This is a genomic window from Pedobacter sp. SG908, from assembly GCF_011759615.1.
Lineage (GTDB): Bacteria > Bacteroidota > Bacteroidia > Sphingobacteriales > Sphingobacteriaceae > Pedobacter > Pedobacter riviphilus.
Genome location: NZ_JAAOYY010000001.1, coordinates 2,720,875 through 2,744,179 on the forward strand (window position 1 = coordinate 2,720,875; position 23,305 = coordinate 2,744,179).

The 23,305-nt window shown below is 40.1% G+C and carries 14 protein-coding genes; 5 read left to right on the plus strand and 9 right to left on the minus strand.

Going from position 1 to position 23,305, the window contains the following annotated elements; genetic code table 11:
- Positions 1 to 9 precede the first annotated feature (9 nt).
- On the minus strand, positions 10 to 636 hold the full coding sequence (locus tag FHT21_RS11135; protein ID WP_167294738.1) for an RNA polymerase sigma-70 factor: 627 nt from the start codon (positions 634 to 636) through the stop codon (positions 10 to 12).
- Positions 637 to 886: 250 nt separating this feature from the next.
- Positions 887 to 2,287, minus strand: coding sequence for a phosphatase PAP2 family protein (locus FHT21_RS25125; protein WP_167294739.1), 1,401 nt, complete (start codon positions 2,285 to 2,287; stop codon positions 887 to 889).
- A 576-nt stretch (positions 2,288 to 2,863) separates the two neighbouring features.
- On the opposite strand from FHT21_RS25125, the gene FHT21_RS11145 reads away from it, so the two are divergent.
- Together FHT21_RS11145 and FHT21_RS11150 are read left to right on the plus strand one after the other, a co-directional pair.
- Complete coding sequence (locus tag FHT21_RS11145) at positions 2,864 to 3,511, plus strand: mechanosensitive ion channel domain-containing protein (protein ID WP_167294740.1); 648 nt, start codon at positions 2,864 to 2,866, stop codon at positions 3,509 to 3,511.
- Between the two features lie 57 nt (positions 3,512 to 3,568).
- Positions 3,569 to 4,177: a DUF6134 family protein gene (locus FHT21_RS11150; RefSeq protein ID WP_167294741.1), complete on the plus strand. Its 609-nt coding sequence runs from the start codon at positions 3,569 to 3,571 to the stop codon at positions 4,175 to 4,177.
- Between the two features lie 50 nt (positions 4,178 to 4,227).
- On the opposite strand, the gene FHT21_RS11155 is transcribed toward FHT21_RS11150, so the two are convergent.
- Positions 4,228 to 4,926, minus strand: coding sequence for a LytTR family DNA-binding domain-containing protein (locus tag FHT21_RS11155; RefSeq protein WP_167294742.1), 699 nt, complete (start codon positions 4,924 to 4,926; stop codon positions 4,228 to 4,230).
- Between the two features lie 2 nt (positions 4,927 to 4,928).
- Positions 4,929 to 5,951, minus strand: a complete 1,023-nt coding sequence (locus FHT21_RS11160; protein WP_167294743.1) for a histidine kinase — start codon at positions 5,949 to 5,951, stop codon at positions 4,929 to 4,931.
- A gap of 214 nt (positions 5,952 to 6,165) precedes the next feature.
- Here FHT21_RS11160 and FHT21_RS11165 point away from each other — a divergent pair, with 214 nt between their 5' ends.
- Both FHT21_RS11165 and FHT21_RS11170 read left to right on the plus strand, forming a co-directional pair.
- Positions 6,166 to 8,607: a TonB-dependent receptor gene (locus FHT21_RS11165; RefSeq protein ID WP_167294744.1), complete on the plus strand. Its 2,442-nt coding sequence runs from the start codon at positions 6,166 to 6,168 to the stop codon at positions 8,605 to 8,607.
- Between the two features lie 735 nt (positions 8,608 to 9,342).
- On the plus strand, positions 9,343 to 12,000 hold the full coding sequence (locus tag FHT21_RS11170) for a phosphatidylglycerol lysyltransferase domain-containing protein (RefSeq protein WP_167294745.1): 2,658 nt from the start codon (positions 9,343 to 9,345) through the stop codon (positions 11,998 to 12,000).
- 756 nt (positions 12,001 to 12,756) lie between these two features.
- Here FHT21_RS11170 and FHT21_RS11175 read toward each other — a convergent pair.
- The gene (locus tag FHT21_RS11175; RefSeq protein WP_167294746.1) at positions 12,757 to 15,285 is read right to left on the minus strand and encodes a DUF5686 family protein; all 2,529 of its coding nucleotides are present in this window, start codon (positions 15,283 to 15,285) and stop codon (positions 12,757 to 12,759) included.
- A 483-nt stretch (positions 15,286 to 15,768) separates the two neighbouring features.
- Positions 15,769 to 16,683: a hypothetical protein gene (locus FHT21_RS11180; RefSeq protein WP_167294747.1), complete on the minus strand. Its 915-nt coding sequence runs from the start codon at positions 16,681 to 16,683 to the stop codon at positions 15,769 to 15,771.
- A 776-nt stretch (positions 16,684 to 17,459) separates the two neighbouring features.
- Between FHT21_RS11180 and FHT21_RS11185 the strand changes: the two genes are divergently transcribed.
- A complete protein-coding gene (locus FHT21_RS11185) occupies positions 17,460 to 18,029 on the plus strand; it encodes an outer membrane beta-barrel protein (RefSeq protein ID WP_167294748.1) in 570 nt (189 codons plus the stop codon).
- Positions 18,030 to 18,302: 273 nt separating this feature from the next.
- Here FHT21_RS11185 and FHT21_RS11190 read toward each other — a convergent pair whose 3' ends face one another.
- The 3 genes from FHT21_RS11190 to FHT21_RS11200 form a co-directional block, all read right to left on the minus strand.
- Entirely contained in the window at positions 18,303 to 18,482 is a 180-nt protein-coding gene (locus FHT21_RS11190) for a histone H1 (protein ID WP_167294749.1), read from the minus strand.
- 75 nt (positions 18,483 to 18,557) lie between these two features.
- On the minus strand, positions 18,558 to 20,150 hold the full coding sequence (locus FHT21_RS11195) for a RagB/SusD family nutrient uptake outer membrane protein (protein WP_167294750.1): 1,593 nt from the start codon (positions 20,148 to 20,150) through the stop codon (positions 18,558 to 18,560).
- 18 nt (positions 20,151 to 20,168) lie between these two features.
- Positions 20,169 to 23,270: a TonB-dependent receptor gene (locus tag FHT21_RS11200; protein ID WP_167294751.1), complete on the minus strand. Its 3,102-nt coding sequence runs from the start codon at positions 23,268 to 23,270 to the stop codon at positions 20,169 to 20,171.
- Positions 23,271 to 23,305 lie beyond the last annotated feature (35 nt).

The window sequence follows — 23,305 nt, forward strand, 5'->3', positions numbered from 1 at the left end:
TCTTATAATTTAATACCACTTTGTTAATAAGACAATGCCATGAAACATTAGTCCTATTCCCAGAAGTTGAAAAAGCGCAATAGCGATCAGCAAAGAAAAATCTTTTTTCATCATTACCCTGATTTTTTCATATCCAAGCGTCAGGTGGTTTTTAACCGTTTTAATAGAAATGTTTAAAGCATCTGCTATTTCCTGCTGTTTACAATTTTCAAATTTACTCATCATCAGCACTTTTCTACACTGGGGAGGAAGTGTTTCAATGGCCTGTTCAAGTCGTTCCAGCTTATCTTCCAATAGCTGGGCCTCATCGCTAAACTCCTCAACTTCATCAATCGAGTATTGATAATTTTCGATATGTGCATCAAACCGCTGTTGTTTCTTTATCAAATTTAATGAGCCATTGATGATACTTCTGGATAAATAGGCCCCCAATGATTGCTTGATTAAGATTTCGTCGCCATTATTCCAGAGCTTTAAGAAAACATCATGTGCAATCTCTTCGGCCTGCTCCTGGTTGCGAAGGTATTTATAGGCTAAGAGATAATTTTTTTTATAATACAGTTTATAAAGCTGCTCAAAGCTTTTTTTGTCCTTTTGTCGAATTCCTCGCATTAGGTCGGCATCGCGGTCGATCATATTTAGCAGAAAGTTTTAAATATTTTTTATCCAAATGTTTAGAAACCGATTGGATGATAGCATCACTAACCCAATGACAACAGCATTGGTATTAAGTCCCAATCGAAATCGTTATTTATTTATATCTTTTTTACAACTATCTCGTATACCCCCCTATGCACACTGTTCATCGGCAAAGATAGTAAAAGTTCAAAGCGGGGTCCAGGCTTTCCTGAAAGCCGACTAGCCCCGCATTATTAGCATCAGCGCATTAAAACAAGGCATAAAGGCCTACCCCGAGGCAGATGGTATGGAAACGCGATGAATATATTTTGTCGTCGGATTTTAAGTTTTTCAATCCCGGCGTCATCGTGATCTTTCTGGGGCTATCGTAGTTAAAAAAGGTTTTAACACTCAGATGCTGGTTGATTTTCTTTTGGAGATCGATTCCAACTCCCCAATTGAATAGGCTTGCCCTATCTTTTGAAAGTGCTATCGCTATCTGATGGCTGACCGTGGAAGAACCCTGGCCAATGCCAAACATCAATCTTGAATTTAATGTCCAGTCGCTTCCCAACTCCTGCCTAAAAAAAGGGCCAGCCCGTAGGTATCTTCCTGTGGCAGTAACTTTATCATGCTGGTCCGAAAGTTCAAAAAACACGGGGTGTGCAAAAAGCCCCGCCTCTGCCCCTATACCTAAATACTTATTGACCAACCATCCGGCATCGATACTCATCCCACTTCCAGGCCCCACATAAATATTTTCATTGTTGGCATTTAAAGGCATCCTGTAATCCATCCGGATACCCAGGTACCCGTTTTTATCTAAACCGGAACCGTTATTGCTAAGGGGGCTTAAAGCTGAGCCGTTTTTAAATAGTTTTCCGGCCAGGTAATGTCCAAGCTCAGCAGATGCAATACCAATTGCTGCTCCGGCCAATACATCCGATATCCAGTGCCTGTTGTTAAACTGGCGTCCGGCCCCTGTAAGCACCGCACTGGTATAACCTCCTGCACTTAGCAACCAGTATTGATCTCCATATTGTTGATGGAGGAAAGTAGCATTCATAAAGGCATTTGCGGTATGCCCTGACGGGAAAGAATTTCTGGAGCTGCCATCAGGCCTTTCCACCTTGGTAGAATATTTAAGCGCATTGGTAATGCCAGCCATAATTAATGCGGAAAATGCATAAGAGACAAATGTCCTTTTGGTTTCGTATCTGCCTTTCACACCTGAAAGTTTTAGCGATAGCACCGTTAATGCCGGGGCATACTGAAGGTAATCGTCAAACTTTTTGTTAAATGTTGGAAGGTACTGGTTCCGCAACTGCTGAAACGCTCCCCGTGCATGCCAACTTGATAGACTTCCCGCTAAAAGTATGGCAGGCACGATGGTATTCCCCGAAAGTCTGTTCTTTAAGAATCCATTGCTGTTTACCTCATCATACAGGTGTAAGCCACTGGGAAAAATTGTTTTTTGGCGATTAAGCATATTGTTTTCTTCTGCCTGTAGTGGGCCCGGAATAAATTTCCCCGAAGAATCTACTTTTGGAGACTCTTGTCCACAAGAATCTGCTGCCGTTAAAAGCACGATCAAGATCGACGAATAACAGGCTATCCTGGTAACAGGATAAAACCGCAATCCAAGAATATGTTTACAGGTATTTTTCACTTCAGCAAAGAAATACCTTCCGCAGCTTACGATCTAAAATAAATGAGCAACATGTAGTAATAAATGACAAACAGCGTTGGTCAGCCTTTTTTTTGGAGAAAAAAATATAAATATTATAGTAGATAAGCCCAGTGTACCGTTTCAAATATTGGTTTTAAAACATTTTTCTTTTTGACAAACAACGTTTGTAAGGTATTTATACTGGTTGATCATTTAATTTTCTCAACCAAAGCCCACCGGGCTTTCTTTGCATCAAAATATTGGTCACATCCTTTATACGGATGGACAACAATATTCTTGTTAACAATTGAATAAACAGATATGTCAATACCTTCAATAATGAATCATACAACCGATCTAAAAAAGCCGGCTTTATATTTTACTGCAAAAATATTACTCTATTCAGTAATGATATACTTTGGTTTTACCGAAGACCTATTTAAAATAAATACTTCATTGACCGAGGGGCTTTTATACGCAACCACATTTTTCCTCAGTTTCAATTTAGTTGTTTCTTTCGTAAGGCTAATTGTGATCTCTTTGTACTTAAGAAAGCACCGGGATAAAAAAATGGATATGAATAATTTTGTTCTCGGCATTAACCGCATCTCCTCAATTATCAATACCTGCACTTTCATTATTTCCATCATGATCCTTTTTGATATCGACATCAGGAATATGTTTGTGAGCTTAAGCATTGCTGCAGCGGCAATAGCAGTACTTTCTAAAGATTATATTACCAGTATGGCTAATGGTCTGATCATCATGTTCTCTGACAGGCTCTCCTTAGGCGACAAGATAATTATCGGCGAATTCAGCGGGAAGATCCGGGATATTACACTGATCAACATCATCATCGAAAACCAGGAGGGCGATGTGATCGTAATACCTAATTCAGTTGTATCTTCTTCAATTGTACTGAACCGAAGCAAAAAAGATATCAGGCAGGTGATAGCTGAATTTGAACTGGGACTCGATCGTATATCCTCGGTTGATGAAGTAGAAAAAGCATTAAAGTCTTCACTAACGCCTTTCTTAACAAACATTAGGGAAAACAGCTTTTCGTTACAAGTAGTTTCCATGAAGCAAGATCTGATCAATTGCAAGGCCCAGCTTGCGCTAACGGGGCACAATAAGGCGGTTGAACATCAGATCCATCGGACAATCCAGGATGCGATTATTGCCCTGGCCACCAGGCCGGGCAGCCATTTACCAAAAGGTTAGTGCTTAGGTTATGTAATCAATAAAGCCTGATGCAGGCCCATTACATTTAAAGGCGAGATGAATAATATAAAGATGAAAACCACGCAGTTTTTCGTGTTCTTTTGTATTTGTTGGGTTTCAGTTAAAACCGCTTATGCACAGGAGTTTAAATATGAAATATTAAAGGGCGGAAAAAGCATCGGTAACATGCAAATCAGTCAGAAACGAGTTGGAAAGAACCTCGAGCTTGCCATGAAATTTAACGCAGAAATTGATCTGCTATTTAAGAACATGCTGATTGAAGGTTATGAAAATGCAAGTTTCTATGGGGGAAAATTGCAACGATCATCAATATTAAGGAAAGTTAATGGGCGCATCAAAGCAGATATCCAAACCCAATGGACAGGAAAAGATTACATAAACACCCGCTCGGGCAAGTCAAATATATTGCCCTTAAAACCAATTGAAATGCATTTGTTGTCGCTCTATTTTCATGAACCGAAAGATGGAAGCCTGGTCTATTCTGATGGTTTCGCTCAACTTTTAAAAATCCAAAAAGATGGCCAAACCTACGAACTGAAATTACCCAATGGCAAAGAAAACATTTACACCTATAAAAATGGCATCTGTACAAAAATCATGATTAAAAGTGCATACTATGCCGTTAGGCTCCGTAAAATCCCATAATAGACGACAGGCACAGGAAACTGTACATCACCGAACCGAAATAATACTATCTACAACGAATCCAACAAAGTTTTCCGATAAAGGTTTCCAACCGGAAGCCTGGTCCCGTTGAAAAGAATAGCCTCTCCTCCCGAAACCGTTGAAACTTCCTTTATTGCAACAATATACGATTTGTGTATCCTGACAAAATACTTTGGATTTAGTTTGTTTTCAACTTCTGCGGTGGTGATCTGACTTAAGCGCATCCCGTCTGCTGTAAAAAACTTAACGTAGTTGCCGTAACTCTGGGTATAAAGTATTTGTTCAAACTTAAGTTTGAGCATCGCACCATCAACCTTTAGCACCAGATAATCTGTTGTTATGCTCTCCTGTGGCGCAATCTGTTTAGTGCCCATGCGGTTCATTACCTTATCAACAGATGAGAGGAATCTTTTAAAATCGAATGGCTTAACCAGATAATCTACCACATCGTATTGGTAACTTTCCAGTGCGTATTCTTTATATGCAGTAGTGAGCACCACAAATGGCCGGGAAGACATTGCACCGAGCATCTCCAAACCACTCAGGCCTGGCATATTAATATCCAGAAAAACAAGGTCGATATTGTTTTGATAAATATATTCCATTGCATCAAGAGCGGTATAAAATGACCCTGCCATTTCCAAATACCTCACCTGGCCAATAAAGTGTTCCAAAACCCGGTGTGCCCCTTCTTCATCGTCGACGATAATACATCTTAACAAATCCATTCTTAAGTGTTTTTTAAGTTAATAAATACTTCGGTGCGATGGCTGTCCTGTAATCGCTCGCTGGTTAAGCGATGAGCGTCTTTATAAAGGAATTCCAGCCGCTGTTCAATATTTGCCAAGCCGATCTGCGTAGAATACTTTTTCAAGCTCTCATCAGCGAGCGAATTTTCAATTTTCATTTCCAGTCCTTCTTCAGAAAGGTGAATATCAATATGTACAAACCAATGTTTAAAATTCTGACTGTGCTTAAAGCTATTTTCGATCAAAACGATCAATAATAATGGAGCGATAGTATGGTTCTGTGGACCACTGATACTGTTTGCATAATTTAACCTGATGTCGCACCGTTTACCAATGCGCTCACGTTCAAGATCCACGTAATTTTCTATAAAGCTGATTTCACCGGCCAGCTCAACCCTGGTCAGATTCCAGTTTTCGATCTGGTAGCGCATCAGTTCGGAGAGTTTAACAATCAATGCAGGGGTTCTTTCAGGTTCGGTAAGGCTTACCCCATAAAGGTTATTAAGCATGTTAAAGAAAAAGTGCGGGTTGAGCTGTGCATGCAGGAACTTCAGGTTCATTTCATTGAGCAAGAGCTGATCGTGGTTTCTTCGCTGCAATTCTGTTGCGTAACTTTTCATAAGCGAAAGGGCCATAATGGTTACCGTGCTAACAACGCAGATCACAAAATGGTAGACAAATCCTAAGAAAAATTCTCCATCTTCAAAAAACTCGGGCTTTATCCAAAAATAATCAGCAATAAAAAGCGTGCTTGCTCCGAGAGATACTGCTGTAAGCGTAAGAACAGCATAAACCAGATAGTTTTTGCGCAGGTAGTAAGGATAGATATAAAAGCGGTGTGCCTGAGCTTGCGCATATAAGATGAGAAAGAAGACCAGACCTTTCAGAAAGTTTTCCGGTGAGTTGATAAATATCCACTCATGAAGCATAGTTAATGCGAACATTGCGCAGAAAATTACACTCTCCTGTAACCAGGCACTACGCGTTTTACCAGAATTTACCATATTAAATATTTTCTCAATGATTGCATCATTATTTTTTCAGAATAAGCCTTTGTAAAAAGTACAGCGCTTAAGATGCACAAAACTCCTGCTTTTAAGTTAAAGCTACAAATCTTAATGACAAACGGTCTTCGACATTTTATTTGCCCTGCTGGTCATTTATATTCCTTTATAGCACACATGCCTTTGTTGCTTTGCATCATTAAAATACAACTATATGAACAAAGTAAAATTATTTTTGTCCTATCCACTTATGCTGGGCATCATGCTTATTTCGATAGCTACATTTGCCCAGTCAGGGAATAACTCACTGACAACAGTAAAGGGAGTGGTGGTGAGCAAATCAGATAACCTCACGCTTCCTGCAACTACTATAGTGCTACGGACCGAAAGCGGCGATTTATTGGTTACTGTAGCGTCGGGCAATGATGGAGCTTTCTCGGCAAAGGTCAAGTCAGTTCCCAGGATTAAGATACAGATCAGTTATATAGGCTATAACGATTATCACTCGGACGTAATTGCTGTTAAAGGTGAAGTGCTTGACTTGGGCAGAATGGTTCTGGAAGAAAAAAGCACAACCATGCAGGGGGTCACCATAGTTGGCAGCCGTAAAAAGCCAATCATCCAGACCAATAAGGATAAGATTATCTATAACGCGGCCTCCGATATCAGCAATAAGTCAGGAAATGCCGCAGATGTGCTACGAAAGGCACCAATGCTTACGGTGAGTGCTACTGGAGAATTGAAGATGCGCGGTAATTCCAACATCATGGTGTTAATTAATGGTGTTGAATCCAAAATTATGGCCAAAAATCTTAAAGAGGCGCTGAAAGTAATTCCTGCAAGTTCAATTGTATCAGTCGAGATCATTACAAGCCCTTCTGCCAAATACCAAGCAGAAGGTGCGGCTGGTGTTATCAATATTATCACCAAAAAGAAGCTTCAGGGAACCAGTGGCACCCTGGATCTTTCGGCAGGGAACCTGGAACAGACCGGTAACCTTGCGCTGAATATGGCAGTGGGGAAATTAAATATCACCGCTATGGGAAATTATACTGGTGAACGTGAGAAGAACGCTACTGAATTGCAACGGTTCTCTTTCATGGATGGCAGGCAAACAGGAAGTCTGTTGCAAAAAAACGATGGCCTCATGATCAACCGGGGCGGGTCTGCAAGCTTATCAGCACAGTACCAGATCGATTCGTTACAAACCCTGGAAGGTGGTTTTTCTTACTGGAAAGATTCATGGCCGCAAAAAAACAGTTTTTATAACCGCTATAACAATGGAACGCTAAATGATGAATATCGTCAGGTAAGCGATCAAAGTGGCCGGTTTACCTACAAAGAATGGGTAATGAACTACCAGAAGAAGTTCTTGCGCGAAGGCCAGGAGCTACAGCTTCTTGCCCAACGATCGCTATCTTCAGACTTTTCCGACTATCTTACCAAACAGTATAGGACCGATGGAACACTTTCATTTGAGGAACGCGGACCGAACAAAGGGGCTGAAAAAGACTGGAATTTTCAGGCAGACTATACCCATCCATTAAGCAAATCGGGAAAAACAACCATGGAACTGGGTACAAAGTACCAGGGAACTACTTCTACCAGTATTTATGAAATAAACAACAGCCGCATCCAAACAGACCCTACACGATCGGGTAGTATGAGCTACAGGCAGCGTATTCTGGCGGGTTACATGAGTTTGAACTTTGAAACGGATAATGAATGGACGTTCAGGCCTGGAATACGTTTTGAAAGGACAGCAATCAATGCAGATTTCCAATCTGTTCCATCTTTTGAAAGAACGTTTACGAACTGGGTACCCAATTTACTGATTGCAAAAAAACTTGGGGAAAAACACGAACTTAAGCTAAACTATACTGAAAGGATACGCCGTCCGAATATCTTCGACCTCAATCCCTATGTAAATGCCAGCGACCCACTTAATATTACCCAGGGAAATGCGTACCTGAAACCCGAACTAACACGTAATTTGGAGCTCACACACGTTTTTACCGGCGAAAAGGAATCAACATTGATCAGTAGCCTATATTATAGTGCAAACAAAAATGGAATCGAAACAGTAACTACCGTGAGGGCAGATGGCATTTCTTACAGCAACCCTGTTAACATTGGCCAAAACACCAGAATAGGAATGAACCTGAACGGTGTTTTTAAGCCAGCTAGTAATTGGACCGTAAATGCAGGGGCAGAAATTTTCCACCTCCACTTTAACAGCAAGGCCTTAGATATATCCAATAAGGGCATGTTTTTCAATACCACGCTGAACAATACCCTTACCCTGCCCCATGACCTTTTACTGAGCATTTCAGGTGATTATGGAAATGGTTTTATTACCTTGCAGGGAAAAAATTCGGCCAATTATTCTTACCGTTTTGCCATCAGTAAGCAGTTCTGGAATAAAAAGGCAAGTATCACATTTGCAACGGTTAACCCTTTCCAGAAAACATTTAAAGAAACGGTTTATGCTTTTGCACCAACTTTTCAGAGTACAGGCATAAACAGGTTTTACAACAGGTCGGCAACACTATCTTTTAGCTGGCAGTTCGGCGGACTTAAACAATCTCATGAGAAAGAAAGCCATTTCCCGGATAATCCGAACGGGAAACCCGTACGCGGTAAAAGGATAAGGTAAGTTGATACGGAATGATAATATATTATGCCAGAGTTCAGTAAAAACTGAGCTCTGCCATGTTCCTAAACGCTTAATAAGCTATTTAAACAGGTACTTCGACTACGCTACCATTGACAGATTTCAAAATCTGGCATTATTTCGACTAAAGCACAGTCGCGAAGTTCGGGAGAGAAATCTATCGGATGAAGGACCCACGAAACGAGTTCAGGGTGAGAATATCGTTGAGAGATCTGCTTAACATGAAAATTCTATTCAAAATGCTAAATGAATTGTCCAGCCATAACATTATTGGACGGGGTACTCATCACCTGACTTTAGGTGGTATGGAAAATCCTTGGCCATCCAACTATAATAGTTTTTACGGTCATCCATTACCGTTACCAACCGGTATCTACCTATTCTACCGCTTATCGCACAGATTTTAAACTTTGTATCAGGCTTCGACACTCTTTCTTTCGCAATTTCACTCATCGGGCTACAGGATGAAAGAAACCCTACAAGCAAAGTAAAAAAACAAACAGAAATTAGTATACGATTTTTCTTTGGTGAGCTATTGTGATCTATCATACCATAGTGACAACCAATTTCTCAAAAGTCCCAATTCCGGCCTTATACTCATTTAACAGCTTACCGTTAGCAAACAATTTAACATCAGCACTACAGCGTTATCATAAACTTTGCTTTACAGTGGGTTAAAATGCAAATATTAACATGCCAATGGTGCCCGGTTAAACCTTGGGACCTTTTAAGAAAGCAGTTGTCATTAAAGAAAACATTTATAGGCCGCGCATCCGTATGATCAGTAAAGTAAATTATCAAGGGTACAAGATATTTTTTAAAACATTATTTGCCGTCGCCACCTTGGTGATGTTAGCTATATTCTTCATTCACGAAAGGCATGAAATCAAAGTATCTATTGACCTTTTGACTACGCTTAACCTGTGGATAATTATTGGCCTTAGCTTAAGCTTCATCTATATCTACCTTCAAGGATACCTGTATGTAAGCAGTTTTCGTGCCCTGGGTATCAAGGTAGATTTACAGGGTGCTGTTGGTTTATACCTGAAACGAAACTTGCTGAGCATTATTCTTCCTGCGGGCGGCTTCACTTCACTGGCGTTCTTTTCGGATGAATTAAAAGTGGACAAACTTAGCAGAGAAAAGATCAATATGGGGTCAATCATCTATGCAGTTGCTGGTATTGCCTCATTATTGTTACTGGCTATCCCGGTTATCATTTGGTATCATTTTGTGGGCCAGGCAACATCAACTTTCTGGAAATCAGTTTCATGGATGAGCCTGTCGACTGCATTAATAGGCATTCTTACCTGGTCATTTTTACGGCGGGGAGCCGTTTTTAATATATTGTACAGGTTTTTTCCTTCTGTAGAAAATTTGCTTTCACAAATCGATTTGCTCAAAGCCTCAAAAGTAAACTGGTGGAGACCATTGTTTACTGCCCTGCTGACTGAAATTGTCGGGATTGCCCATGTATATATTGCCATGTTGGCGCTAGGTATTGAGCCAAACCTGAGTATATGCATCTGGGCATATACTATAGCAACACTTTTATATTGCTTCTCGCCGGTATTAAAAGGTATCGGGACGGTCGAAATATCAATGGTTATGGTCTTTATGGGAGCCGGAATCAAAGAGTCGCAAGCAATATCAATTACCCTGTTGTACCGTGCCTTTGAGTTTTGGTTGCCGCTTATTGCCAGCATCTTTCCTTTCATTTTTAAAAAGATGGCATTTTGGGCCCGGCTTTTACCAGCATTATTCGTTTTAATACTGGGTTTGGTGAATATTATTTCCGTAATGAGTCCTGCTCTTACCGAACGTATTGAAGTGTTAGATAGGTTTATTCCCCTCATTACTGTAGACCTGTCCAATGGCATGGTTTTGTTACTGGGTGTGTTACTTACTATCAGCACTTACTATTTATTTCTCGGTGTTAAAAGCGCCTGGTACATGGCTTTTATCATGGTCGCCTTATCATTTTTCGGCAACCTAACAAAGGGTTTTGATTATGAGGAGTCATTGCTCGCCCTTATTGTAATGATATTTCTACTGATATCTTACCCATATTACGATGTCAAGAGTAATATTAACCTAAAAAACAGCAAGTTGGCTATTTGGACCTCTATTTTTCTGGCAATCATTTGCTACGGAACCCTGGGATTTTATTTCCTGCAAGGCAGACATATTGATGGTGAGTTTACTTTAGCTACCGCACTGACAAATAGTATAAAGCATTTTCTACTGCTGAACAATGAAAACATACAGCCATGGAGCATCCTTGGTACATCATTTTTATCTTCGTTAAATATACTCGGGATTATATTCCTGGTCCTACTGGTTTACAGATGGTTGAAGCCCCAAACGCCAAGTCTTGAACGTTTGGCAAAAAACACGAGGGAAGCAAAAAATATTGTGAACAGACATGGCCTGTCTCCGGTAGACTACTTCAAATTGTCGGATGATAAGCATTATTATTTTTGTAAGCAGGTTGAAGGTTTCTTTGCTTTTGGTATATCTTCCGGATACGCAATTGTACTGGAAGGACCGGTCTGTGAAAAACAACCTGATAATATCCGTAAGGCTATCGTCGAATTCGAAAACTTCTGTAAAACCAAAGGCATCCGTCCGGCTTACTACCAGGTAAATCCTTCTTTGCAGGCTGTACTGGTAGAGATGGGGAAAAAGTCATTCCACATTGGCCAGGAAGCTTTGATTGACATTGGAAAATTTACCCTGGAAGGGAAAAACCGCAAAGCATTGAGGAACACGGTTAATAAACTGAAGCGGGAAGGTTACGAACCTAAAATATATCATGCACCAATTTCGGATGCTATACTCGATGAATTGAAGACTATTTCGGATAATTGGCTGGCCACCACAGGTAGAAGAGAGCGCGGATTTTCGCAGGGAACATTTATAGCCAGCCAATTAAAGCTTCAGGACATAATCGTCTTAGAAAACGCCAAAGGTAAAATTGTTGCATTCCTTAATGTAATTCCCGATTATGTTCCTGGCGAGACCACCTACGACCTGATCAGGAAACTCACTCCGGAAGAGGGTGGCAATATTGATATATTGATCCTGAAATTTATAGAATACTGTAGAGAACAAGGTTATAGCCACTTAAATATGGGGCTAGCTCCCTTCTCTGGAGCACTCCGTACAAATAACCTCAAAGGAAAACTCATGGAGCTGCTTCGGAAAAACGCGCCACAGATTAGGGCTTGGCAGGGACTTAGAGAGTTTAAAGACAAATTTGATCCACTATGGGAGGACAGATTTTTAGTGTATGAAAATGCATGCGACCTGATTCTTTTGCCTAAGGCGATAAAAAAGGTGATGGAGGTACCAGCCGACCGTCACCCTTATTGAGGAACACAGGATTTCCGACGATATATTCAAGACTTGCAAATGGGAAATAATCACTACCCTTGCACAGTGCCATATAAACATATAAAGCTGCAAGCGATAGAGGCTTCATTACCGTTTTCCAGTGATTGATAATCTTAACCAACCGTGTATAAGGCTTTAGCCTTCCCCGATTTTCGAGAAAGTAATCCTTATAATATAGGTCGCTGCCAGCATGAATGATTGCTTTCCTGAGGGGGTCGGACAGGCTGTTGTTTCTCTCCGCAATTGATGACGATTTTGCTAAAGTCTGTTAATGTTAGCGATTAAAATTTTTCAAATACATCGGATGGATGATGACAGGTATAGAAGGATTGTTCCGTCCGTAGTGGAGAACTGGAATCTCTGCGAAGCAAGATCCGCCTGGATAGATCTTTACCGGATATCATCACCCTGAACCCGTATCAGGGTCCTTCACACAGGATAGGTCTCTCCCCGCCTGTACGGACAGGTATTCCACAGTATTTCTGTCAAGATGATGACCATTTTTTTAAAATATGTCATTGATTATTTACCATCATGCACGAATGTTCCTAAAAAGATGTGCCCTGCATGGCAGCTAGCCTAGTTACAATTGCATAAGAGTTGGTACATTTATTACGTGGTCATGCAACCCCTATTCCCTCATCATATGAGCTCTTAAAAATCCAGCTGGTAAAAAGTCTACCAGCTGGAAGATAAAATCAAAAAACGTTGTATTAAATATTTAACCTGAAGGGGTTAAAAATCAAAAGAAAGCTTCGCCCTGATTCCCCACGGCGAGACGTTCGGATTGTTCAGATAATTTAATCTGCGCACATAATCCACGCGAAGTACTTTAAAAATATTCCCCAATCCTATGCTCGCTTCCATGTATGGCGCATTTCCCAATCTTCCTGAAAACTGACCATTCGAATTGTGGGCAGGGAATCTAAATAAATCCTGATGAACAGAAGGATCGCTGGAGCTGTCCAAAAAACCCTTCAGCACTTTAAACGATACTACTTCTCTTAACTGAAGTTTTTTAAGCAAAGGAATCTTATTCAGAAAAAAACCATTAAACTGGTGTTGTATGTTAATTCCAACATATTTATTACTCGTGAATTCCATAAAATTCATTAAGTTATAGGAGGAAAATTGATACATAAATGATTGATTGGCCCGGTGTATATTTAAAAGTGGGTAAGGAACCTTACAAAAAGTTACACCACCTTCAAGCTGCACATCCGAATAACCCAATTGGGAGAGAAAAAAGCGTTTAGAGGTATTGAATGTAAAACGCTGATAGTTATATGAACTACCGAAAACACCCTTAAATCCAATGTCGGCTTTCAACGAGAAAATCGGATACCCATTGTTGATGATGCGACGGTAGCGTTTCCCCTGAAAAAATGTTTCATTTGGCGCCCATCTAACCTCACCCGTTACCTCTGAGGTGGTTAAAGAACGGTAAGATTGTGTGGGCGAATCAAAATTGAGACTTCCCATAGGTGTTAATGTCTGTCTGTTAACACCAATCTTGAAAGAAAGATGATTTTCAAACTCGTGCAGGTATTCAGCGGAGAACTTGCCTTTATACCACATTTTATTGTTGACTCCCCTTCTTATAGAAAGCAATACGTTGTCATCAGATACGTTGCTGAGTTGTTGTCCCGGAATTTCAGTATCAAATGCATATTGAATGTTTAATGACCTTACAGGAAAGGTATAAATGGAGTGATCGGTTAATGAAAATGTTGTTCCGAACTTGTATTTAAACCGCTTATCGGTGGTACCATAGGCGGCGTAGGCATCAAAAACAATTTTCCTGCTAAAAGCGTCCGTCGTCCGTCCCCCTATCCGAAAACGGCTTCCTTCCAAACTATTGAAGCTATACAGCGAATTTAGAGGCCCTAATTCAACTTTACCACAATTAATAAAACCCGAAAAAAGAAGTGAAGCGATATCCATAGTCCTATTGAAGGCAGCATTGTTTTTTAGGCTGTCGACATTATTAAAACTTGTCTGTTCAAGGGCAGATAGTTTCTCGGGTCTTAAGGCATCGAAAGAAGGAACATTCATTTGAGGCAAAGTTCTTTTATTGGCCTTTACTGTGCTCGTTGGTAGATCTCCATGTTTATAACTGAAATCACTCATCATCAAGGTCCTCATTCCGAAAACATTCATTCCCTCTTTAAATACGCCCAGGTTCAAAGACATGGTACTTTTCGATAGGTAGTACCGTCCGTCTGTGTACTGCTGGTAAAGGATATCAAATTTTACATTATCAACCCAATTTATATTCGCCTTTTCGTTTATTTTCAATTCCGCTCGTTGAACGGCATCTTTACCATCCAAATCAATAAACAATAAACCTGTTGCCAAAGCGTCTTCTTTGTTTCTTGGAGAAACGAGGACTTGTACCTGCCAAGGTTTCGTGTTTTTTATCGTATCGATAATAAAGTATTTATAAAATGTTGGTGCTTCTGCAGCTATCGGGCTCAAAATCTGCCTATTTCCAAGCTGAATATCATGATCATAGAGATCAGGCTTACTGTATATCTTGTCCATAAACTCATCAAAACCGTCTTCATCAAACTTTTGGTCAATTCTATTTTCCTGCATGGCAACAACTTTACTCGCTACCGGCTTCCCATTGCTGTAATTTTCTTTCAGCGAAACCTCCTTTAAAAAAACAGGTACCAAAGTCCTTCCCGGAAGTAGTGCTGTGTCCATATTATTTTTCAGAAACGAAAACTTTCTCAGTAACCTGGATTTTTCAACAGCATCATTTTTTAACGCCAATGACATGGAAAGCTTATCGTACACCGCTTGCGTATACATTGGGCTAACCCGTGCATTATTTTTTTCCCTGGCATTGATGACGCGCTGAATCAATTCTACAGCCGGATTATCTCTGTTGCGGTATTTGATGCGTGTTGCTTTAACCGTTACTTCGTCCATTTTATTATTTGGTTCAAGTTCAATGGTTAAAAGATTAATTGGAGTGCTGATGGAGCGCACTTCCGATCTGAATCCGATTGCACTTATCCTGATACTTTTTACCTGGCCAGAAAAACCAATACCGAAACGGCCGGCACTATCACACCTGGCACCCCGGTTAACTTCATCAACAATATTGATTGTTGCGTATGGAATGGGCTCTTTTGTAGATTTATCGATAACTATACCTGATAACTGTTTTTGCTGTGCCCTTGTATTTTCAGCTGAGAGGATCAATAGCATAACCGCTATTATTAAAAGCCCTGTTTGTTTTATTTTTTTATTCATCTATAATCTCCTGTACAAATGACAAGAAGTAACCCAAAAAGTCCCAATTCCAGGCTGACGAAAAAATTGGCTGGATTAGAAAATCCGTGTAGCCAATAAATTGGCATGAAGATTTTTTACATTCGACACTAAAATCAACATGAATGATTGTAGCATTTAACGGCTATTGATCTCCCCGAAAAATCGTCAGTAATGACGACATTGTTTAGGCAGTTGTAAATGACAGGGTTAATTATTGAATAAAAATCTACTCCCCTTGTTCGCATCACGCGCACCACCAGGTTATTCAACGACTCCATAACACAAACCTTAAACCTCTGATTTACATCACATTGAGCTAACACACAGAAATAACATATACCATGGTTGCCTTTCCATATCATAAAAAGGCTTAACTACAGAGCGTACACAGCGTTGAATACCATAAGCCGCCAATTGGTCTTAGAGATGATTATCAATCAAGATCAAGACAGCATTGATAAACTACCATAGAAAAGCAGATAATCCCAATCCTACGGACAGTCGGTCGCTGGTTAAGGCGACTTTTTCAGTTTTACCATCCAAAGATATTGGTTGGCCCGGAGTTCCACGCTCAACCAGAAGTTTATGATTTGATATAGCGTAGGTCACTTGCGCTTTTAAAGCTACATTCTTAGCAATCATTTTATGAGCCCCTACGCCAAAAGTCCAATTTACAGCAACATTTGATGGGTATCGCACAACCATTTTCGGGGATTGAAATACGTGGTTGTCAGTTTTCTCGTCTACAAGAAATCGTTGCCTGGTCATTGAGGAAATACCCGTTAATAGTTTACCTGTAATAAACCAGTTCTGTGGTAAAGGAAAACTAAAATACTGGCCAACTTCAGCAGAAAACATCTCGAGTTGCTGACCATGGGTGTTCTGGTTTAAATCGGATATGGTGGCAACGTTGGAAAATACGGCTGAATTTAATCCTCCTCCAAAGCCATAGTTTTTGATCGGAAACCAGGCTCCTTCCATGCCCCAGCCGATACTTGTAAAAGCAACCGCACCTTCAGCAGAAGTATTGTCCAATGGCCTGTTGGTAAGCAATACTGCATTCATATCAAGAGAAAGGAAACTTGGTCTTTGTTGGATGGGGCCAGCACTTTTCCATCGCCTTAAGATTGGCTTTTTATCACTACAAACATTCTTGGCAAAATACTCTCGCACTTCTTCAGAAGCGATAACGATTCCTTTTCCCAGTTGGGCATCTGTAGCCCATTGCTTATTGGTGCCGCTATGGGCCGGGTAGCTCACGGTCTCCGAAGGCAGCTGTTTCCAACAAGACCAGGGTATTGTTAAAGAATTTACGAGCTCCGGGGGAATATTGAGATTGGATTGTGCATTATGGGCTTGAATTTTTTCACTTTTCAAATTGATATTTAACGTATTGATATTTTGAGCAATGCACTGCGTATGTATAACAAATATGAAAAAGATCAATGTTATTTCTGATCTGCGCATAAGTACAGCTTTGGAATATTGGACTATCTGGCTCAAATCGTGCATATTATCCGGTGGTATAAAGAAATCTTGAATAGTAATAAATATTATTTACTCAAAAGAATGACTTGTCATAAAAAGCGGCAGGGCGGCGATATGCAGCCTAATAACTTGACAAGAGGCTAACATATCAAAATTCCGCACCACCGCACTTTGCAGTCAGGACAGCTTAACCTGGTTAAATGGTACTAAAAAGGTATCCATATCGCCGACAATCAAATCCTATTGCCATTCTTCAATCTCATGACAAGGCATCTTCGAAAAAGTCCTATTATTTTTTTCAATTGGTGTTTTATTGCTTTAAACCAAAAAAAAACGACCATAATACCGAGCAATCGTCCCACCTCTTTTCTATACCTGAAAAATAAACGGATTTCTTTTTTTTCAGAAAAAGCTAGGACTTTTTAAAGACCAAGTTGTCATTCAGATGAACTTAAAGAGAAACTATTTTAAATATTAGATTAATACAGTTAAAACATCCTATTGAAGTTTTGGTACCATCAGTTTTTCATCTGGTCTTACCAAAATCTCATCAATAATCCTGTTTGTTTGGAATGGTAGTACCGAAAGGTCTACCATTTTTAATTCTAAATGGTTTAAGCCGAAGCAGTTCCGTGAAACAACTTAAGTGAATATATAACGCACGCATGATCAGAAACCTCTTACTAAGCGCACTGTTAATCTTCTCAGCCACTTATGGCCAGTCGCAACAGATCAATTCAAACAGAACAAAGCACTTTTACATTACACCAGGCATTGAAATACTAAAATCTACACATCGGAATTATTTTTACGGCGGGTCCATCAAGGTTAATTATCTGTTTCTAAACGGCCTTGAGCCCGGTGTCGGGATTGAATTTGCGGGTACTTCTCTTCACAAGAGCAACCATTACACGTTAAGAAATCTTCGCTTCTTTCCTATATATGCTAACTTAAAGTATAATATTAAACCGTTGGGAAAAATCAGCCCATTTGCCGAAACATCATTAGGAATTTCTATAAATAGATATAAAAGTTCTTATGATTTTGGTCCGCCAGAAATAATACAGGTTCGGGAATCAGGTTTTTATACCTATTTGGGTTTGGGGGCAAAATTTAGTTTAACACCTAAAATAAAAGCCTTATTGGGTGCCGGTTTTAAAGGATACAAGATGAGTTTAAATGATTTAGATATAAATCCACATGGGGTATCGCTAAATCTTGGAGTTACTTTCTAAAATGGATCAGCATTCCCGAATAGCTGCTGGACCATTTATCTTGATTAATCTATTTTTACCTGAGGAAACAATCATTAATTAAGACAATCAACACACTGACTATAAATAAGTTATACCAATATTTACTCACAAATTTCTTGGAGGTTTACCACTATTTTTCGCATTTTTGTTGCTCATTTGACTTTCACGTTAGCGTTTACGCTAGTGCCGGGCGCACACAAAAAAAGCCACTGATCTATACCAGTGGCCTTATTTCTCAAAACAGTCTCCTGTTTATTTAGCGCTGTTTTTTTTCTGAGTAACCTCGGCCCTGATCTCCTGAGCCAAAGTTTTAAGGTCTTGCATTACTTTACGCACACGAGTACCTGCTGCCCCATTTCCACCGCTATAAAATTTCGTTACATCAGCCTCAACTGAAGCGATCGTTTCCTGTATCTGTTTGAATTTGTCCATTTTTGATTTTTTTAGGGACCAAACGGCCCCGGTTAATGTTTGTTATGTCCCTTAATAATTAAAACAAATGATCTGTTACCAGCCTGCATTTTGTCTTAACATTCCATTAGAAAGACCGATCTGGGTATATGGTATTTGCTGCAAACCTTTTGTAGCCGTGATATTTGCGGCAGATATTTTTTTCTCTGTACTTACCCCACCATTTAATACGGTTGAAGTTTCGGCAATTTCCTGGGCCGCTTTATCTATTCCCTGGCGCAATAAATCATAATAGCGTATTCCTTCGAAAGCAAATTCCAGCCTGCGCTCTTTAATGATGTTATCCTGGCTTATTGCAAGCGGTGTAAATGCATCTTTATATGCACGCTGCCTAACAGCATCAAAATAGGTTTGGGCATTTCCACTTCCCAACTCTGCTGCCATCAATAATACATCAGCATAACGGATAGATACATAATCCTGGAACTGACCAATCTGGAAGTTGGGATTACCATTTGCCTCTGGCAGAGGCTTGCCGTCTAAACCGATCATTGGGCTGTATTTTTTTACATAGTAGCCGGTATATTCTCTTTGACCTTTTTGATTAGTGAAGGGGAGTTTTTCATCAACAATAGAAATGATAGAACCTGCTCTCCTTGTATCAGTTGGCAGATATGCATTCCATAGTTTAGGGTTTACGGTTTCAGCACCCCATCCGTTTCCGTATGGGTACAGTGCCTGCTCACGGATACCTATCATTACCATCCAATGGTTGCCATCGGTATTGCCAGCATAATCACTTGTATACGTATATTTTATTGCAAAAATGGTTTCCTTATTATCTTCACCTGCATAAGATGTTAATGATGCAGCAGGCCATAGGTTGGCAAAATTCTCAATTAAACCATATCCCCCTTTTGTAATTACATCTTCAAGATATGCAAGGGCTTCTGGTTTAGATACAACACCAACTAAATCTGCCTTTGCATAGTAACCCGTATAAAACAGGAATACTCGACCCATTAGGGCTTCAGCAGCATATCTGGTAACCCTACCATGATTGGCTACCGCCTGAGCCGGGTAAGCAACTTCCGGTAAATTTGCTGCAGCGAATTTAAGATCGTTGGCAATTACCTTATAAACTTCATCTGGATTACTTTGTGGTATATTTTCGGTAGATGGAGCCGTTAACAATGGAATGTTACCCCAAAGCCTAACCATATCAAATAACAGGTAAGCGCGCAAAAAGCGGGTCTCAGATTCGTATGTTTTTCTTAACTGGGTATCGCTACCCCATTCTATCTGATCTAGTTTACTCAGTAGCATGTTGCAGCGAAACAACGCCCTATAATACAAAACCCAGTTTCGATTATATAAATTTTGATCAGATGGCGAACGCGACTTATCAAATTCATCAATCATCTGGTAACCAAAACCATCAGAATTTCCGGTTGCACCGAAAGTATTGTCAGACATTACTTCGGCTGCAACGGGCAAAGCAATCCCCTCAGACCACACCACCTGTAATCCATCATAACAACCAACAAGTGCAGTAAATGCATCTTTTGGTGTTTTGTAAAAATTTTGATCTGTTACTGCTGTTACTTGCTTAGTATCCAGAAAACTTTTTTTGCAGGCGCCTAAAGATAAAAGGCTCAGTGCTACAACATATATTTTTATAGTTTTCATATTTTTATGATCTTGTAGTTAAAACTTAAGATTGGCTCCTATCATGAACGTTCTTGGTCTTGGATAATAACCCAAATCGATACCAGACGCGAATCCCTGAGTACCATAACCTATCTCCGGGTCCATTCCATCGTATTTTGTAAAGGTGTAAACGTTTAATGCAGCAGCATATAACCTTACCTGTTTCAGGTAGCTCTTTTTAAATACTTTGCCAAGATTATAACCTACAGTGATGTTGCTGATCCTTAAAAAATCACCTTTTTGAATATACAGATCAGAGAAATTACTCCAATTCCGGTTGTCTTCAGTTACGCGAGGAATGGTGTTCGATGTGCCCTCTCCGTGCCATCTATCGAGTATTCGGGAGGTATAATTACCAAACTGACTAGACGGATTTCTGTAGGATTGAACAATATCATTTCCGGCCACGCCAGAAGCTACAACAGAAAAATCGAAGCCTTTGTAATCGCCCGAAAGTGTGATACCAAATGTATAATTCGGATTCGGATTACCAATCATGCCCCTATCCAGGTTATCTATCATACCATCTCCGTTAACATCCACGTACTTAACGTCTCCGGGAGCAGCGGTTGGTTGTATTACCTTACCACTGGCAGATCTGTAATTTTGAACCTCGGCTTCGTTCTGAAAAATACCCGCTGTTTTTAACCCCCAGAAATAGCCAATTGGGAAACCGGTTTGAGCACGATAGAACTCAAGTGCATTGTTGAACAGTTCATTCTCTCCACCATGAATAATTCCATCGGAAGTAGGAATATTTTCAACTTTGTTCTTGTTATAAGCGCCATTAACACCAACAGAATAATTAAATTCGCCCACCTTGTTTTTATAAGTAAGGGCCAGTTCTATACCTGTATTTCTCACGTTACCACCATTAATAAAAGGAGGATTGGCGCCAGCTGTGGCCAGAATCGGTACGGCTATTAACCAATCTTTAGTCGTTTTATTATACCAGTCAAAATTCAACGCAAATTTGCCTTGCAAAAAATTAGCATCAAATCCGATATTCGTCTGTTCGGAGGTTTCCCATTTCACAGCAGGATTACTGATTCTTTCTTGGTAGCCGCCAGGAGTAAGCACACCCTCAGTAGGACCAAAAATATAATTGGTATTATTCAGCTTAATTGGTGCCAGATATTGAAACGCATCTATATTTTGACTTCCAACCTGCCCCCAGCTGGCACGGACCTTAAGAAAGTCTAACCAATCCTTTTGTCCCTGCATAAAACTCTCGTTGGTTACTACCCAGCCTACAGAAACAGAAGGGAAATACCCCCAGCGGTTTGCCGGGCCAAAACGTGAAGAACCATCTGCCCTAAAAGTGGTATTTAATAAAAATTTTTCTTTGTAATTATAATTTAACCTACCAAAATAAGATAACCTGCGATCAGGATCGTTAGGTCTGCCTCCAATAGTGATACCCGCTATGTTTTTACCCGTTGCATTACTTAGCCAGGCATAATCAAAACCATCTGCAATCAAATTTGTATTAGTTCCAAAAATACTGGAACCATCTGCACGGTATGCGGAACTTCCTACCATAGCTTCAAAAGTATGGTCATTACCTAACTTAAATTTATAGCTCAACAAATTATCCCAGATTAGTGATTTACCTTTATTCATCGACTGGCTGGCTTTGTTAACAAGGTTATAACTGTAAACCGAAAGGCTGTAAACAGGGGTATAAGAACGGCTTTCACTTGCACTATAATCTATACCTAAACTGGTTCTGAATTTCAGATTTTTAATCGGTTCAATTACCATATAAATATCACCAAGTATACGCTGCGTATTATTTTTGTTCTGGCTGTTATATACCATCAATGCATAAGGATTTGCCTCTCCATTATTCCATGTAGATTTGCTGTTATCGAAGAAGTTTCCATTCTCATCATACATCTTCAAAAATGGGCTGGCACTAAATGCACCACGTAACGTATTATTATACTGATTACCAACCAGTATACCGTTATTGTTAATATCTGTATAGGTAAGGTGCTGACCAATTTTGATGATATCTTTATAAAAATTATGCTCTGAATTGATTTTAAAGCTGTAGCGTTCGTAATTAGACAAGCCTTTACCCCCTACAATACCCTCCTGCCCGGTATAAGACAAACCCAATGAATAAACTGAAGTTTCAGATGCGCCCGATGCGCCAAGTGCATAGTTTTGTGTGAGTGCATTGTCTACAAACATCTCGTCCATCCAGCTTGTACCTTTGCCAAAGGCTTTTATTTGATCATTGGTAAACAATGGTTGTTTGCCGCTGTTTACAGCAGCTTCGCTCATTATAGCTGCGTATTGCGAAGCATCAAGCAACTCTATTTTTTTTGCAACGTTTTGTACGCCTGCGTAAGCATCAAAAGTAATCTGCCCTTTCTGCCCGCGTTTACCTTGCCGTGTAGTAACCAACACAACACCATTAGCCGCCTGTGAACCATAAATAGCAGCAGATGCAGCATCTTTTAGAACATCGATCGATTCAATATCTGATGAGTTTAAATAAGTGATATCACCTGTAAGCACGCCATCTACAACATATAGCGGCGATGCATTGCCAATGGTACCTAAACCCCTTATGGTTACCTTGATGTTTTCGCCAGGCTGACCGGAAGTAGAGGTGATTTGTACACCGGGAGTTTGCCCCTGTAAGCCTTGCAGTGCGTTAGTAGTACTTTGCTTTTGCAGCGTTTCTCCTTTAACCTGAACGGTGGCACCGGTTACCAGTTTCTTTTGCTGAACACCGTAGCCCACCACCACTACTTCATCGAGTTGCTGTTTATCTTCAGCTAAACTAATGTTAATCGTAGCACTTTGTCCAACCGGTACTTCTTTAGTTACAAAACCAACAGAGCTAATCTGGAGTATATCTCCATCCTGGGCACTAATGGTATACTTACCCTCGCTACTCGTTCCGGTTCCACCGGTTTTTCCTTTAACTTTTACTACTGCACCCGGTATAGGGAGCCCATCCGCTGAAGTCACTTTTCCGCCGATCTGGCGCTGCTGCGCAAACAAAGATTCGCTGAAAACAAGCAGTGAAAGAAACATCAACAGAAAAATATGTTCTCCTTTAATTATAGAATTCTTTTTCATGCTGTTCTTAAAAATTTAATAAATAATTGATTCAT

Excerpts from the sequence above, each read along its gene's own strand:
- FHT21_RS11135 (WP_167294738.1), bottom strand. The coding sequence starts at position 636 with ATGATCGACCGCGATGCCGACCTAATGCGAGGAATTCGACAAAAGGAC.
- FHT21_RS11145 (WP_167294740.1), top strand. The coding sequence starts at position 2,864 with ATGAATAATTTTGTTCTCGGCATTAACCGCATCTCCTCAATTATCAAT.
- FHT21_RS11150 (WP_167294741.1), top strand. The coding sequence starts at position 3,569 with ATGAATAATATAAAGATGAAAACCACGCAGTTTTTCGTGTTCTTTTGT.
- FHT21_RS11155 (WP_167294742.1), bottom strand. The coding sequence starts at position 4,926 with ATGGATTTGTTAAGATGTATTATCGTCGACGATGAAGAAGGGGCACAC.
- FHT21_RS11160 (WP_167294743.1), bottom strand. The coding sequence starts at position 5,951 with ATGGTAAATTCTGGTAAAACGCGTAGTGCCTGGTTACAGGAGAGTGTA.
- FHT21_RS11165 (WP_167294744.1), top strand. The coding sequence starts at position 6,166 with ATGAACAAAGTAAAATTATTTTTGTCCTATCCACTTATGCTGGGCATC.
- FHT21_RS11175 (WP_167294746.1), bottom strand. The coding sequence starts at position 15,285 with ATGAATAAAAAAATAAAACAAACAGGGCTTTTAATAATAGCGGTTATG.
- FHT21_RS11185 (WP_167294748.1), top strand. The coding sequence starts at position 17,460 with ATGATCAGAAACCTCTTACTAAGCGCACTGTTAATCTTCTCAGCCACT.
- FHT21_RS11190 (WP_167294749.1), bottom strand. The coding sequence starts at position 18,482 with ATGGACAAATTCAAACAGATACAGGAAACGATCGCTTCAGTTGAGGCT.
- FHT21_RS11195 (WP_167294750.1), bottom strand. The coding sequence starts at position 20,150 with ATGAAAACTATAAAAATATATGTTGTAGCACTGAGCCTTTTATCTTTA.
- FHT21_RS11200 (WP_167294751.1), bottom strand. The coding sequence starts at position 23,270 with ATGAAAAAGAATTCTATAATTAAAGGAGAACATATTTTTCTGTTGATG.